Source organism: Streptomyces sp. NPDC001514, assembly GCF_053597075.1.
This window is the reverse complement of the sequence record NZ_JBSFHO010000004.1, coordinates 55,142-70,453: the sequence shown is the minus strand read 5'-3', so window position 1 is coordinate 70,453 and position 15,312 is coordinate 55,142. Positions and strand designations below refer to the sequence as shown.

At 70.4% G+C, this 15,312-nt stretch carries 12 protein-coding genes; all 12 read left to right on the top strand.

Translation table 11 applies throughout. From position 1 onward, the window contains the following. The first annotated feature begins 19 nt into the window (after positions 1-19). The 12 genes from ACWCXB_RS06460 (at position 20) to ACWCXB_RS06405 (ending at position 15,281) form a co-directional block, all read left to right on the top strand. Positions 20-1,165: a sensor histidine kinase gene (locus tag ACWCXB_RS06460; protein WP_450720066.1), complete on the top strand. Its 1,146-nt coding sequence runs from the start codon at positions 20-22 to the stop codon at positions 1,163-1,165. A 66-nt stretch (positions 1,166-1,231) separates the two neighbouring features. Then, positions 1,232-2,782: a bifunctional tetrahydrofolate synthase/dihydrofolate synthase gene (gene folC, locus ACWCXB_RS06455; protein ID WP_450719641.1), complete on the top strand. Its 1,551-nt coding sequence runs from the start codon at positions 1,232-1,234 to the stop codon at positions 2,780-2,782. A gap of 5 nt (positions 2,783-2,787) precedes the next feature. Next, positions 2,788-3,153, top strand: a complete 366-nt coding sequence (locus ACWCXB_RS06450) for a DUF4233 domain-containing protein (RefSeq protein ID WP_450719639.1) — start codon at positions 2,788-2,790, stop codon at positions 3,151-3,153. A gap of 131 nt (positions 3,154-3,284) precedes the next feature. Next, entirely contained in the window at positions 3,285-3,695 is a 411-nt protein-coding gene (ndk, locus tag ACWCXB_RS06445) for a nucleoside-diphosphate kinase (RefSeq protein ID WP_450719637.1), read from the top strand. 304 nt (positions 3,696-3,999) lie between these two features. Next, positions 4,000-5,019 (top strand): rod shape-determining protein, encoded by a 1,020-nt coding sequence (locus ACWCXB_RS06440; RefSeq protein WP_450719635.1) that lies wholly within the window; start codon positions 4,000-4,002, stop codon positions 5,017-5,019. A gap of 180 nt (positions 5,020-5,199) precedes the next feature. Then, positions 5,200-6,249 carry a rod shape-determining protein MreC gene (gene mreC, locus ACWCXB_RS06435; protein WP_450719633.1) on the top strand — a complete coding sequence of 350 codons (1,050 nt, stop codon included), beginning with the start codon at positions 5,200-5,202 and terminating at the stop codon, positions 6,247-6,249. Positions 6,250-6,267: 18 nt separating this feature from the next. After that, positions 6,268-6,936 carry a rod shape-determining protein MreD gene (mreD, locus tag ACWCXB_RS06430; RefSeq protein ID WP_450719631.1) on the top strand — a complete coding sequence of 223 codons (669 nt, stop codon included), beginning with the start codon at positions 6,268-6,270 and terminating at the stop codon, positions 6,934-6,936. Between the two features lie 19 nt (positions 6,937-6,955). Next, complete coding sequence (mrdA, locus tag ACWCXB_RS06425) at positions 6,956-9,151, top strand: penicillin-binding protein 2 (protein WP_450719629.1); 2,196 nt, start codon at positions 6,956-6,958, stop codon at positions 9,149-9,151. 3 nt (positions 9,152-9,154) lie between these two features. Continuing rightward, on the top strand, positions 9,155-10,354 hold the full coding sequence (gene rodA, locus ACWCXB_RS06420) for a rod shape-determining protein RodA (RefSeq protein WP_450719627.1): 1,200 nt from the start codon (positions 9,155-9,157) through the stop codon (positions 10,352-10,354). A gap of 106 nt (positions 10,355-10,460) precedes the next feature. Further along, on the top strand, positions 10,461-12,101 hold the full coding sequence (locus ACWCXB_RS06415) for a CYTH and CHAD domain-containing protein (protein ID WP_450719625.1): 1,641 nt from the start codon (positions 10,461-10,463) through the stop codon (positions 12,099-12,101). An 85-nt stretch (positions 12,102-12,186) separates the two neighbouring features. Further along, positions 12,187-14,112 (top strand): TIGR03960 family B12-binding radical SAM protein, encoded by a 1,926-nt coding sequence (locus ACWCXB_RS06410; RefSeq protein WP_450719623.1) that lies wholly within the window; start codon positions 12,187-12,189, stop codon positions 14,110-14,112. Positions 14,113-14,174: 62 nt separating this feature from the next. Further along, positions 14,175-15,281 carry a hypothetical protein gene (locus ACWCXB_RS06405; RefSeq protein WP_450719621.1) on the top strand — a complete coding sequence of 369 codons (1,107 nt, stop codon included), beginning with the start codon at positions 14,175-14,177 and terminating at the stop codon, positions 15,279-15,281. The last annotated feature ends 31 nt before the right edge of the window (positions 15,282-15,312 follow it).

Sequence of the window (15,312 nt, the reverse complement as noted above, 5' to 3'; positions counted from 1 at the left end):
CCCGCCCCCGCTCCCCGGCGTGGCGGCTGCGGCCCCGCGCAGCGCCGTCGCGGCGGGGCGCCGGTACGCGGACCGCTGGGCGGTCTCGCCGCGTGCCGTCGACGCGGTCACCGCGCTCAGCTGCTTCGCGCTGATGCTCCTCGACGTGCCGGGCCTGGCCGAGGCGGACAACTCCCTGGGCCGGGTGAGCGCGACGGTCGTCCTGGCGGCGGGCTCGGCGACGCTGCTGCTGCGGCGCCGGGTGCCGTGGCTGCCGTACCTCGTCGCCCTCGGCTTCCTGGGCTGGCTGCATGAGCTGACGCTCATCCAGTTCGCGCTGTACTCGCTCGGCCGGTTCCGGGGCCGTGTCGCGGGCATCGTGGCCACGGCGGGCTACATCCTGACGGCGTACCTGCTGTTCAACACCCCCGGCTGGCCGGCCCATCGGGGCGATTCGCTGAGCGAGTTCCTGAGCCTGGTGGTGCCGATCGGAGTCCTCGCGTCGGGCGTCGGTATCGCCGCGTACCGACAGGACCTGCTCCGCGAGCTGGAGGCACAACGCGCGGAGACCGTGGCCCTCCAGGCCGTGCAGCAGGAACGCGCCTCGGTCGCCCGCGATGTGCACGATCTGGTGGGCCGGGAGCTGACCGTGCTCGCCGTGCGGGCCGAGGTGCTGGCGGTACGGGCCCGGGGCGAGGCGTACGGCGCCGACTTCGACGAACTCGCCGGAACGGCCCGCCGCGCCCATCACATGCTGAACGAGATCATCGTGCGGCGCGCCGACGAGCGGACCGCGACCCCGGGCCTCGAGGGTCTCCCCGCGCTCGCGGCGGAGGGGGAGCGGATGGGCAGCCCGGTGGAGCTGACGATCACCGACCGGGCCCGCCGGATCTCACCCCTGCGGCAGACCGCGGTGTACCGGGTGGTGCAGGAGTGCCTGACGAACGCAGCCAAGCACGCGCCGGGGGAGAGGGTGACCGTGCACATCGACGTGGAGGGCGCCCGGCTGCGGATCGAGGTCGGCAATCCACTGGCCGCCGAGGCCCCGGCGCGCGAGCGGCCCGTGTCCAGCGGAACCGGCACGTTCTCGATGCGCGAGCGGGTGGAGAGCATGGGCGGGGTGCTCACGGCGGGCCCGAGGGACGGCTCGTATCACGTGCTGGCCCTGCTCCCGTCGGGCCTGTGAGGCATCGGCAGACCTCGGCAGGCGGGCCTGGACCGTGGTGTCGGTGGCCCTCCGTAGACTGGCAGCGTGAGTGAGCAGCAGCAGCCGGATCCCTTTGACGACGCCGACGACGCCCACGACGTGGACGCCGCCCACGAGGCCGACGTGTTCGACGAGATCGTCGACGCCGAGACCGACCGTGACCCCGACCTGGCGGTGATCGAGGCCGGCAGCCGCACCCTGCGCACCCAGGCCGGACCGCCCCAGGCCGACCAGGTGCCCGCGCGGCCCGCCGACCCGGAGGTGGACAAGGCGCTGCGCGAGGTCGAGGCGGACCTCGCGACCCGCTGGGGCGAGACGAAGCTGGAGCCGTCGGTCAGCCGGATCTCGGCGCTGATGGACGTGCTGGGCGAGCCGCAGCGCGCGTACCCGTCGATCCACATCACCGGCACGAACGGCAAGACGTCCACGGCCCGGATGATCGAGGCCCTGCTCGGTGCCTTCGACCTGCGCACCGGGCGGTACACCTCGCCCCACGTCCAGTCGGTCACCGAGCGGATCAGCCTGGACGGCGCGCCGATCGACGCCGAGCGCTTCATCGCCACGTACAACGACATCAAGCCGTACGTCGAGATGGTCGATGCCGCCCAGGAGTTCCGGCTCTCCTTCTTCGAGGTGCTGACCGGCATGGCCTACGCCGCGTTCGCCGACGCGCCCGTCGATGTGGCCGTCGTCGAGGTCGGCATGGGCGGCAGCTGGGACGCGACCAACGTCATCGACGGGTCGGTCGCCGTGGTCACCCCGATCGATCTGGACCACACCGACCGCCTGGGCTCCACCCCGGCCGCGATCGCGGCCGAGAAGGCCGGTGTCATCAAGCAGGGCGCGACGGTGATCCTGGCGCAGCAGCCGGTGGAGGCCGCGCAGGTCATGCTGAAGAAGGCCGTCGAGGTGGACGCGACGGTGGCCCGCGAGGGCATGGAGTTCGGGGTCGTCTCCCGTGAGGTCGCGGTCGGCGGGCAGCTGCTGACGCTGCGCGGCCTCGGCGGGGAGTACGAGGAGATCTTCCTCCCGCTGTACGGCGCTCACCAGGCGCACAACGCCGCGGTGGCGCTCGCCGCGGTCGAGGCCTTCTTCGGCATCGGTGAGCAGCACGCCCGCACGCTCGATGTGGACACGGTCCGCACGGCGTTCGCGTCCGTCGTCTCGCCCGGCCGGCTCGAGGTCGTACGCCGTAGCCCGACCGTCGTCCTGGACGCCGCGCACAACCCGGCGGGGGCGCGGGCGGCCGCCGATGGCATCACCGAGGCGTTCGGCTTCTCGCGGCTCATCGGTGTCGTCGGCACCAGCAGCGACAAGGACGTGAAGGCGGTCCTCGAGGCCTTCGAGCCGGTCTTCACGGAGATCGTCGTCACGCAGAACTCCAGCCATCGCGCGATGACCGCCGATGAGCTGGCCGCGGTGGCCGTGGAGGTCTTCGGCGACGAGCGGGTGGTCGTCGAGCCGCGCCTCGACGACGCGCTGGAGGCGGCGGTCACGCTCGCCGAGGAGGAGGCGGAGTACGCGGGCGCGGGCGTCCTGGTCACCGGCTCCGTGATCACGGTCGGCGAGGCCCGGCTGCTGCTGGGGAGGGGCTGAGTTCCATGCGTACGCTCTGTGCGTCGACGCTGATCGGCGAGTTCTTCGTGATCGGCTTCGCCGGTCTGGTGGCGATGAAGACCGACGGGCTGTCCATGACGCTGGTCTGGACGGTCTGCGGCATCGCGATGTTGCTGTCGGTGCTGCTGTGCGGGATGATCACCCGGCCCGGCGGGGTCCAGCTCGGCTGGGTCCTGCAGATCGGCCTGATCGCGAGCGGCTTCGTGGTTCCGGCGATGTTCATCCTTGGCGTGGTGTTCACCGCCCTGTGGTGGGCCTCGGTCCACTACGGACGCAAGGTGGACGAGGCGAAGGCGGCATGGGCCGCGCAGCAGCCCGCCGAGGCCTCCGGAGAGCCTGACGCTGCGTAACGGGCGACGTGGTGCGCCCTGTAGCCTCTGAGTGCCGGCATGTCCAGCACCCCCTCATCCCGAGAACCGACACCTGAGACTCGACCTCCGAGACTCGACACCTGAGACCCGCACTCGAAGGAGCCCGCACCGTGAGCCAGCGCACGCTCGTCCTGCTCAAGCCCGACGCCGTACGCCGCGGCCTGATCGGCGAGATCATCGGCCGTATCGAGCGCAAGGCGGGCTGGCAGATCACCGCGCTGGAGTTGCGACAGCTCGACCGCGAGACCCTGGAGCAGCACTACGCCGAGCACGTCGGCCGGCCGTTCTACGAGCCGCTCGTCGAGTTCATGCTGTCCGGCCCGGTCGTCGCCCTCGTCGTCGAGGGCGAGCGCGTCGTCGAGGGCGTCCGCACCCTGACCGGCCCGACCGACCCGATCGCGGCCGCCCCCGGTTCCATCCGCGGCGACTACGGCACGATCGTCCGCGAGAACCTCATCCACGCCTCGGACTCCGAGGAGTCCGCCATCCGGGAACTGAAGCTGTTCTTTCCGGGCGTCTGACGGCTCCTCTTCCCCGGTCGGTCTTTCCTGATCGAACGTCAGCCGTCCAGCGCTCCCCGCCTGGGGCGACCGAAGGAAATTCGGTCGCCCCTCGGCATATGAACCCCGATACCGGGAACGCTACGCTCCGACTCGTCGTCACCCTTACTGAGGCGGGCCAGCGCGCGGTGTCCGTGCAGGCGGCACTACGATGGAAGCCTTCACGCCACAGCGCCTGAGCAGCACCTCCTCGCCTACCTAAAAAGCCATCAAAGCTCGATTTGGGAAGGCCCGACGCATCCTCATGGGAAACAAGGGGAACTCAATGTCGTTCATCGGCCGTGACATGGCTGTCGACCTCGGGACCGCCAACACGCTGGTGTACGTCAGGGGTCGTGGGATCGTCCTCAACGAGCCGTCCGTCGTCGCCATCAACACGAACACCGGCGGCATTCTCGCGGTGGGCTCCGAAGCCAAGAAGATGATCGGCCGCACGCCGGGGAACATCGTCGCGGTGCGCCCGCTCAAGGACGGCGTGATCGCCGACTTCGAGATCACCGAGCGGATGCTCCGCTACTTCATCCTCAAGATCCACAAGCGTCGCTGGGCGGCGCGCCCGCGCATCGTCGTCTGCGTGCCCTCCGGCATCACCGGCGTCGAGCGCCGCGCCGTCATCGAGGCCTCGACGCAGGCCGGCGCCCGCCAGGTGCACATCATCGAGGAGCCGATGGCCGCCGCCATCGGAGCGGGCCTCCCGGTCCACGAGGCCACCGGGAACATGGTGGTGGACATCGGCGGCGGCACCACCGAGGTGGCCGTGATCTCCCTCGGCGGAATCGTCACGGCACAGTCCATCCGGGTCGCGGGTGACGAGCTGGACAACGCGATCATCCAGCACGTCAAGAAGGAGTACAGCCTCCTCCTTGGCGAGCGCACCGCCGAGAGCATCAAGATCACCATCGGCTCGGCCTACGCCATGGACAAGGAGGAGCACACCGAGATCCGCGGCCGCGACCTGGTCTCCGGCCTGCCGAAGACCGTGGTCATCTCCGCCGCCGAGGTCCGCAAGGCCATCGAGGAACCGGTCAACGCGATCGTCGACGCCGTGAAGACCACGCTCGACAAGTGCCCGCCCGAGCTCTCCGGCGACGTCATGGACCGCGGCATCGTCCTCACCGGCGGTGGCGCCCTGCTGCGCGGCCTCGACGAGCGCCTGCGCCACGAGACCGGTATGCCCATCCACATCGCCGAGGACCCCCTGGACTCGGTCGCACTCGGCTCCGGCAAATGCGTCGAGGAGTTCGAGGCGCTCCAGCAGGTGCTGGACGCCCAGCCGCGCAGATAGCGGACCGGGCCGAAGCCTCCCCCTGGCCTGTCCGGCCCGGGGGACCCCCCGTGTGGGCGCCGCCGGACCCATGCGGCGGATCGTTGGTATAACGGCACAAAGCAACGCCCCACAGCAACATCACAGAGCACAACGGCACGCAGCACACACATTCCTATGAGGAAGGCACGGCCGCCGCACGTGAGGGACACGAAAGAGAGCCGGCTGCTCCTGGTCCTGCTGATCGCCATCGCGTTCGCGCTGATCACGGTGGATATCCGCGGCGGCCAGGAGTCACCGGTGGACGGCGCCCGGCAGGCCGCCGCCGCGGTATTCGGACCGGTCGAGAACGGTGTGGCGGCGGCCGTCGACCCGATCGGCAACGCCATAGGAGCGGTCCGGGACTCGGGGGAGCGCCACGACCGGATCGCCGTGCTGGAGCGGGAGAACGCGACCCTCAAGGCGAGGCTCGGCAGCGACGCCCGCAACAAGAGCCGGCTCCGTCAGCTCGACGACATGCTGAAGAAGGCGGCCAACGGGCAGTACGGCATCAAGGGCGCGGAGGTCATCGCCATAGGAGCGGCCCAGGGCTTCTCCTGGACCGTCACCATCGACGCCGGTTCCCGGGACGGCATCCTCCGCGACATGACCGTGCTCAACGGCGACGGACTCGTCGGCCGTGTCACCACCGTCGGCCCGGACACCGCGACCGTACTCCTCGCCAACGACCCGGACTTCACGGTCGGTACGCGCATGGAAGGCACCGACGAGCTCGGCTTCGCGACCGGTCAGGGCGACCGGCCGCTGTCCGTGCAGCTCCTCAACGGCAAGGCGAAGGTGAAGAAGGGCGACCGGCTGGTCACCTTCGGCTCGCAGGCCGACAAGCCGTTCGTGCCCGGAGTGCCGGTCGGCGAGGTCGTCCGCGTCGACCCGTCCGGCGGCGACCTCACGCGGACCATCTTCGTACGACCGTTCGCCTCCTTCTCCAAGCTGGACATCGTCGGAGTCGTCGTCCAGGCGCCGCGCACCAACCCCCGCGACACGGTCCTCCCGGCCAAGCCGAAGCCGACCCCCACTCCCACGGTCACGGTGACGGTGACCCCGTCGCCCAACGGCCGGGGAGAGGACGGGAGTCAGGGAGACGGCACGGACACCGCGGCCGGCACCGGCACCGGTACGGACACCGGGGCGAGTACCGGCCCGGATACGGGCACTGACCCAGGCACAGACACCGGCCAGAACGACGAGTAGCAGGAGGAGCTGAACACCATGCGCTTCAACCGGATGCTGCTCTCCACCACGCTCGTCGTGGTCGCCCTCGTCGTCCAGGTCTCCGTCCTCGCCCGCCTCCATCTCCCCGGGGCCGTCCCCGACCTGCTGATGCTCGTCGTCCTCGCCCTCGCACTCGTGTACGGCCATGTCAGCGGCGCCCTCATCGGCTTCGGTGCGGGCCTGCTCGCCGACCTCGCCCCGCCCGCCGACCACGCCGCGGGACGCTACGCGCTCGTGCTGTGCGTCATCGGCTATCTCGCGGGCCTCGTCAAGCCGGAGACCGGCCGGCTCACCTCGGCCACCGGACCGATGCTCGTGGTCGTCGCCGCCGCCGTCGGATCCACCCTGCTGTACGCCGGCGTGGGCGCCCTCGTCGGCGACACCGCCGCCCGGCATGTCGGCCTCGGCTCGCTGCTGTTCACCGCGGCCGTGTACGACCTGCTGCTCGCGCCTTTCACCGTGCCGCTGATCATGGCGCTCGCGAGACGCGCCGAGAACGACCCGCTCGCCGAGAACCAGTCCGGCGCCACCGTCGTGTCCAACGGCTGGACGTCCTTCGGCACCGGACTGCGGATCGGCAGCCAGCGCAGCGGAGGACTGCGCGTGAAGGCGGCCAGGACACGAGCGGCCCGCGCAGGCCGCATCAAGGGGATCAAGCGACTGTGATCGAGGGGGCATCGGCAGCGTGAGCAACATTCCCGAGACCGGGCGGACCCCTCGCGTCCAGATCCGGCTCGTCATCATCCAGGTCCTCGTCTTCTCGCTCTTCGCCACACTCGGCGGACGCCTCTGGTTCATCCAGATCCGCGACGGCGAGGAGTACGCCAAGAAGGCCTCGGGCAACGGCGTCCAGCAGGTCGTCCAGCCCGCGGTCCGCGGCGAGATCCTCGACGCCCGCGGAGTGCCGCTCGCCGACAACGAGACCCGTCTCGTCGTCTCGGCGTCGCGCACCGCCCTGTTGAAGATGAAGGACGACGGCAAAGACGTCCTCACCCGGCTCGCCGCGGTCCTCGGCATGAAGCCGAAGGACGTGATGGACAAGGTCCGGCTCTGCGACTCCGAGACCCCGCAGCCCTGCTGGAACGGCTCCCCGTACCAGCCGATCCCGGTCACCGACGAGGCCACCACCCAGCAGGCCCTCCAGATCCGCGAGCGCACCGAGGACTTCCCCGGCATCACCGCCGAGCCCACCGCGGTCCGCCGCTACCCGGCACCCGGCAAGGCCAACACCTCGCAGGTCCTCGGCTATCTCTCACCCGTCACCGACGAGGAGATCGAGAAGGCCAAGGACACCGACTCGCCGTTCCTCCGCTCCGACCAGGTCGGCCGCTCCGGACTCGAGCGTACGTACGACAAGGAGCTGCGCGGCAAGGCCGGTGTCACCCGCTACGAGGTCGACAACCTCGGCCGGGTCATGGGCCAGGCCAAGGCGGACAAGGCCGAGCCCGGCGCCAATGTCGTCACCTCCATCGACGCCCGCGTCCAGGCGGTCGCCGAGTGGGAGCTCAACAACGCGATGAAGGAAGCCCGCAAGGTCTTCGACGACAACACCAACCGGAACTACAAGGCGGACTCGGGCGCCGTCGTCGTCATGGAGGCGAAGACCGGCCGCGTGGTGGCGATGGCCTCGCTGCCCACCTACGACCCCAACGCCTGGGTCGGCGGCATCTCCGCCAAGGACTACGCCAAGCTGACCGGCAAGAAGTCCAACTTCCCGCTGCTGAACCGGGCCATCCAGGGCCAGGCCGCACCCGGCTCCATCTTCAAGGTCGTCCCGACCACCGCGGCGGTCAACGCCGGCTACGACTTCAAGGGCCGCTACCCCTGCCCGAGCTCGTACTCCATCGGCAACCAGGTCTTCAAGAACTTCGAGTCCCAGGGCCACGGCAGCATCACCCTCGGCCAGGCCCTCGAGGTCTCCTGCGACACCGTCTACTACGCCCTCGCCCACCAGCAGTGGATCAAGGACGGCGGCCTCAAGCCGAAGAAGAACCCGGCGGACTGGTTCTACAAGACCGCCCACCAGTTCGGCCTCGGCACCGAGACCGGGATCGACCTGCCCAACGAGGAGACCGGCCGGGTCCCCGACCGCCGCTGGAAGCAGAAGTTCTGGGAGGCGAACAAGGACTACTGGTGCCGGACCGGCAAGAAGGGCGGCACCTACATCCAGCAGCTCTCGTACGAGAACTGCCTCGAAGGCAATCTGATGCGCGCCGGTGACTCGGTCAACTACTCCATCGGCCAGGGCGACACGCTCGTCACCCCCATCCAGATGGCCACGATCTACGCCGCCATCTCCAACGGCGGCACCCTCTACGACCCCATCGTCGGCAAGGCGGTCATCAGCGCGGACGGCAAGAGCGTGCGGGATATCAAGCCCAAGTCGCACGGCAAGCTGCCGATGAACGCCAAGACGCGCGACCTGATGGACGAAGCCCTCGCGGGAGTCGCCACCCGCGGTACCGCCGCCTGGCGATTCGGCGGCTGGCCGCAGGACAAGATCCCGATGCACGCCAAGACCGGCACGGCAGAGGTCCACGGCAAGCAGACGACCTCGTGGTTCGCCACGTACACCAAGGACTACTCGATCGTCATGACGATCTCCCAGGGTGGTACCGGCTCCGGCGCCTCCGGCCCCGCCGTGCGCAACATCTACAACGCGCTCTACGGGCTCGACATGGAAGGCAACCAGGATCTCAAGAAGGCGCTTCTGCCGCAGCCGCAGAAGACCCTGCCGAAGATCAACCCCGATGGGACGGTCGACGCCCCGCAGATCCGGCCGTACGCCCCCCAGAAGCCCAAGCCGGAAGAGGACAAGACACTCGCGGGCCCACCGCCCGCGACAGTGCGGCCGCCGGCCGCGACCGGGCGGAGGGACTGACCCATGGCCGGAACCCACGGCTTCTCGGTCGCGCGGTACGCCCCCGACCGCGGCCCCTGGGCCAGGCTCACCGCCCGTGACTCGATGCTGCGGCGGCTCGACTGGCCGATGCTGCTGTCCGCCCTCGCGCTGTCGTCGATCGGCGCGCTGCTCGTGTGGTCGGCCACGCGCAACCGCACCGAGCTCAACCAGGGCGACCCGTACTACTTCCTGTTCCGCCATCTGCTGAACACCGGCATCGGCTTCGCCCTGATGGCCGGCACGATCTGGCTCGGCCACCGCACCCTGCGCGGGGCCGTGCCGGTGCTGTACGGGATCTCCGTGCTGCTGGTCCTGCTGGTGCTCACGCCGCTCGGTGCGACGATCAACGGAGCACACGCCTGGATCGTGGTCGGCGGCGGATTCTCCCTGCAGCCGTCCGAGTTCGTGAAGATCACGATCATTCTGGGCATGGCGATGATGCTGGCGGCCCAGGTCGACGCGGGCGACCAGGCCCACCCCGACCACGGCATCGTCGCCAAGTCCCTCGTCCTGGCAGCCCTCCCCATGGCGATCGTCATGCTGATGCCGGACCTCGGCTCGGTCATGGTGATGGTCGTGATCGTGCTCGGCGTGCTGCTGGCCTCCGGCGCCTCCAACCGCTGGGTCCTCGGGCTCATCGGCACGGGCGTCGCGGGCGCGGTCCTGGTGACCACGCTCGGACTCCTCGACGAGTACCAGATCAACCGCTTCGCCGCCTTCGCCAACCCCGAGCTCGACCCGGCGGGCGTCGGCTACAACACCAACCAGGCGCGCATCGCGATCGGCTCCGGCGGGCTGCTCGGCACCGGCCTCTTCAAGGGCTCGCAGACGACGGGCCAGTTCGTGCCCGAACAGCAGACCGACTTCGTCTTCACCGTGGCGGGCGAGGAGCTCGGCTTCCTGGGAGCCGGCTTCATCCTCTTCCTGCTGGGTGTGGTGCTGTGGCGGGCCTGCCGGATCGCCCGCGAGACGACCGAGCTGTACGGCACGATCGTCGCGGCCGGGATCATCGCCTGGTTCGCCTTCCAGTCCTTCGAGAACGTCGGGATGACGCTCGGCATCATGCCGGTCGCCGGGTTGCCGCTGCCCTTCGTGTCGTACGGCGGCTCGTCCATGTTCGCCGTGTGGGTGGCGGTCGGACTGCTGCAGTCGATCCGCGTCCAGCGGCCGATGACGGCCTAGAGACGGCCTGGAGACGGCCTAGAGACGGCCTGGAAACGACCGGTCCTGACCGACAACGTCTCGGTACGTACTGACGCGGAGGCGCCATGACGTCTAGATTTTGTTCATGGCGGACACGAAGCGGGAAATCGAGCGCAAGTACGAAGCCAACACCGGGACCGAGCTACCGGACCTGACCGGCGTGGCCGGGGTGACGGCCGTCGTCGACCAGGGCGTGACGGAGCTGGACGCCACCTACTACGACACCCCGGAGATGCGCCTCGCAGCGGACGGCATCACGCTGCGCCGGCGCACGGGCGGCGACGACGAGGGCTGGCACCTGAAGTTCCCTGTCTCCGCGGGCATCCGCGACGAGATCCGCGCCCCCCTCGACGACACCCTGCCCCGCACCCTCACGGGCCTCGTCCGGTCGCGCACGCGCGACGCCGAGCTCGTACCCGTCGTCCGGCTGCTCTCCTCCCGGGACGTCAGCCACCTGGTCGACGAGCAGGGCGAACTCCTTGCCGAGCTGTCCGTCGACTCCGTGCTCGCCGAGCGCCTCACGGAGGGCGGCGGCACGACGTCCTGGACCGAGATCGAGGTCGAGCTCGCCGACGACGGCGACCCGGCCCTGCTCGACGCGGTCGGCAAGCGACTCCGCAAGGCGGGCGTCCGGCCCTCATCGGCGTCGTCCAAGCTGGCCCGGGCGCTCGAGGAGACCGGACCCGCACCCGCCTCCGCCGAGTCCGCGGCGGAGTCCGCGCCCACGCCCCCCGGGGCGGGCGACACCGACGCCGCGAAGCGGCCCGCCAAGGACGCCAAGGCCCCGAAGGCTCCCGAGGCCGCGAAGACCGTCAGGGACCGCGGGGCACGGCTCGGACCCAAGGACGCCGGGGAGTTCGTCCTCGCCTATCTGCGGGAGCAGCGGGACGCCATCGTCGCGCTCGACCCCGCCGTGCGGCGCGACCTGCCCGACGCGGTGCACCAGATGCGGGTCGCGACACGCCGGATGCGCAGCGCCTTCAAGACGTACCGGAAGATCGTCGACCGGCAGGTCACCGACCCGCTCGGCGACGAGCTCAAGTGGCTGGCCGGTGAGCTGGGGGCCGCCCGGGACCAGGAAGTCCTGGCCGAGCGGCTGCGCGGCCGCGTCGACGGGCTGCCGGGGACGCTGGTGCTCGGGCCGGTCCGGCGGAGGCTCAAGATCTGGGGCATCGCGCGCCGCTCCGACGCGCGGCGCCGCTCCGTCGCCGTACTCGACACCAAGCGGTACCTCGCCCTCCTGGACGCCCTCGACGCGTTCCTCGACGAGCCGCCCCTCCTCAAGGCCGCCGCCGCGAAGCCCGGTGACGCCCTGCCCAAGGCCGTGCTCAAGGACTACGGCCGCCTCGCGACCCGCGTCGCGCACGCACTCGGCCTCCCCGCGGGCCACGACCGGGACCTCGCCATGCACGACGCACGCAAGGCCGCCAAGCGCGCCCGCTACGCCGCGGAGGCGGCGACCCCCGCCCTCGGCAAACCGGCGAAGAAACTGGCCAAGCGCATGAAGGCCGTCCAGACCGTCCTCGGCGACCACCAGGACAGCGTCGTCGCCCGCGGCACCCTCCGCGACCTCGCGATCCAGGCCAACGCGGCCGGCGAATCGGCGTTCACCTGGGGACTTCTCTTCGGCCAGGAAGAGGCGTCCGCCGCCGAGCGGGAACGCGAGCTCCCCGGCGTATGGGACAAGGCGTCCCGGCCCGGGCTGCGCGCGGCGCTGGCGGCCTGACCCCCGCACCTCCGGGCGGGCGAGGGCACCTTCCGAGCGGGTTACGCTTGAGAATCGCCCTTTGCCAGCCCACGAAGGTTTCCTGATGTCTGCCGAGTCGGTCTTCCCACAGCTCGAAGCTCTGCTCCCGCATGTGCAGAAGCCCATCCAGTACGTCGGTGGTGAGCTGAACTCCACGGTCAAGCCGTGGGAGAGCTGCGACGTGCGCTGGGCCCTCATGTACCCGGACGCGTACGAGGTCGGACTGCCCAACCAGGGCGTCATGATCCTCTACGAGGTACTGAACGAGCGCGAGGGCGTCCTCGCCGAGCGCACGTACAGCGTGTGGCCGGACCTCGAAGAGCTGATGCGCGAGCACGGCGTCCCGCAGTTCACCGTGGACAGCCACCGCCCAGTGAAGGCCTTCGACGTCCTCGGCCTGAGCTTCTCCACCGAGCTCGGGTACACGAACATGCTCACGGCCCTCGACCTCGCCGGCATCCCGCTGGAGGCCAAGGACCGCACCATCGACGACCCGATCGTGCTCGCGGGCGGCCACGCCGCCTTCAACCCCGAGCCGATCGCGGACTTCATCGACTGCGCGGTCATCGGCGACGGGGAGCAGGCCGTCCTGGAGATCACCGAGATCATCCGCGCCTGGAAGGCCGAGGACCGCCCCGGCGGCCGCGAGGAGCTGCTCTTCCGCCTCGCGAAGACCGGTGGCGTCTACGTCCCGGGCTTCTACGACGTCGAGTACCTGCCGGACGGCCGCATCGGGCGCGTCGTACCGAACAAGTCGGGTGTCCCGTGGCGCGTGTCCAAGCACACCGTCATGGACCTCGACGAGTGGCCCTACCCGAAGCAGCCGCTCGTCCCGCTCGCCGAGACCGTCCACGAGCGGATGTCCGTCGAGATCTTCCGCGGCTGCACCCGTGGCTGCCGCTTCTGCCAAGCCGGCATGATCACGCGCCCCGTGCGCGAGCGCAGCATCACCGGCATCGGCGAGATGGTCGAGAAGGGCCTCAACGCGACCGGCTTCGAGGAGGTCGGCCTGCTGTCGCTGTCGTCCGCGGACCACAGCGAGATCGGCGACATCGCCAAGGGCCTCGCGGACCGGTACGAGGAGGACAAGATCGGGCTGTCCCTCCCGTCCACCCGCGTCGACGCGTTCAACATCGACCTGGCGAACGAGCTGACCCGCAACGGCCGCCGCTCCGGTCTCACCTTCGCCCCCGAGGGCGGCTCCGAGCGCATCCGCAAGGTCATCAACAAGATGGTCTCGGAGGACGACCTGATCCGGACCGTCGCCACGGCGTACGGCAACGGCTGGCGCCAGGTGAAGCTGTACTTCATGTGCGGTCTGCCGACCGAGACCGACGACGACGTGCTGCAGATCGCCGACATGGCGACCAAGGTGATCCAGAAGGGCCGCGAGGTCTCCGGCTCGAACGACATCCGCTGCACGGTGTCGATCGGCGGCTTCGTGCCCAAGCCGCACACCCCCTTCCAGTGGGCCCCGCAGCTCTCCGCCGAGGGGACCGACGCCCGTCTGGAGAAGCTCCGCGACAAGATCCGCGGCGACAAGAAGTACGGCCGCTCCATCGGCTTCCGCTACCACGACGGCAAGCCCGGCATCGTCGAGGGCCTGCTCTCGCGCGGCGACCGCCGCATCGGCTCCGTCATCCGCGCCGTCTACGAGGACGGCGGCCGCTTCGACGGCTGGCGTGAGCACTTCTCGTACGACCGGTGGATGGAGTGCGCGGAGAAGACGCTGCCCGAGTTCGGCGTCGACGTCGACTGGTACACGACCCGCGAGCGTACGTACGAGGAGGTCCTGCCCTGGGACCACCTGGACTCCGGTCTCGACAAGGACTGGCTCTGGGAGGACTGGCAGGACGCGCTCGACGAGACCGAGGTCGAGGACTGCCGCTGGACGCCGTGCTTCGACTGCGGTGTCTGCCCGCAGATGGACACGCACATCCAGATCGGCCCGACGGGCAAGAAGCTGCTCCCGCTGACGGTCGTCAAGTAACACTCCTGCGACGGCCCGGCCCCGGGGAAACCCGGGGCCGGGCCTTTTGCGTCTCCTCGATCATGGATCTGGAGAAGCGGCAGCAGCGGCCCGAGCAGCCCGAAGGCTGTCTGACGGTGGCCATCAGGATCCCGGTACGCATCGTGGTGCTGCTGGTCGTCGTGCCCCTGCGCATGGTGTGGGACCTGCTCGTGGTGTGCGGACGGGTGCTGGAGCGCGTGCTGCTGCGGCCGCTCGGCCGGGCGCTGGAGTGGCTCTACGAGGCGGTGCTGGCCCCGGTCGGACGCGCGATCGCCCGAGGGGCCGAGGTGGTCGCCATGGGGGCGTGGTGGCTGTTCAAGGCCGTCTTCTACTGGCCCTGGGTGGCCCTGTGGCGGTACGTGGTCGTGCCGGTCGCCACCTACGGCATCGCGGTTCCGCTGGCCTGGCTGTACCGCGCGGTCCTGACCCCGGTCGGCCGCGGACTCGCCCGGATCCTGGGCTGGGTGTACGTCCGGCTGCTCACACCGCTCGGCCGTGGCATCGGGTGGCTGGTGTGGGCGGTCTTCGTCTGGCCTTGGACCGCGCTGTACCGGTGGGTCCTGACCCCGCTGGGGCACGGTCTGGCCTGGGTGTACGCGTACGTGCTCGCCCCGGCGGGCCGCGGGCTGTGGAACGCCGTCGTATGGCTGGCCCGGATCCTGGTCGTCGCGCCCGCCCGCTTCGTGTACCGCTGGATCCTCACCCCGGTCGGCCGTGCCCTCGTGGTCGTCGGCCGGGAGATCGGCGACGCGCTCGTGGTCGCCTGGCGCGTCGCCGGGTACGTCTCGAGGGCCGTAGGGCGCGCCCTGAAGTGGCTGGCCCGGAATCTGCTCGGGCGCCCGGCGGCCTGGTTCTACCGGAACGTCTGCACACCGGTCGGACACTTCGTGCGCGATCAGGTCTGGGCCCCGGCCAGGCGGGCAGCCGTCGAGGCCGGACAGGCCGTCCGAGGCGCGCTGAGCTCGGCCCGCGAGACGCTCCGGCAGGCCCGGCGTGATGCCTGGCGGGCGCTCGTGGGCGGGGCGCCCGCGCCCGAGCCCGTGGAACCGGCACTGCCTCGGGCGCGTAACCTGGAACATACGCAACAGACACCGACCGTCCCCGGCGCGGAGCCCGGACCCGAGATCTCCCTGCGGAAGTGGGGGTGAGCCGGGCGACGGGCCCCTGGGGGGTCACCGA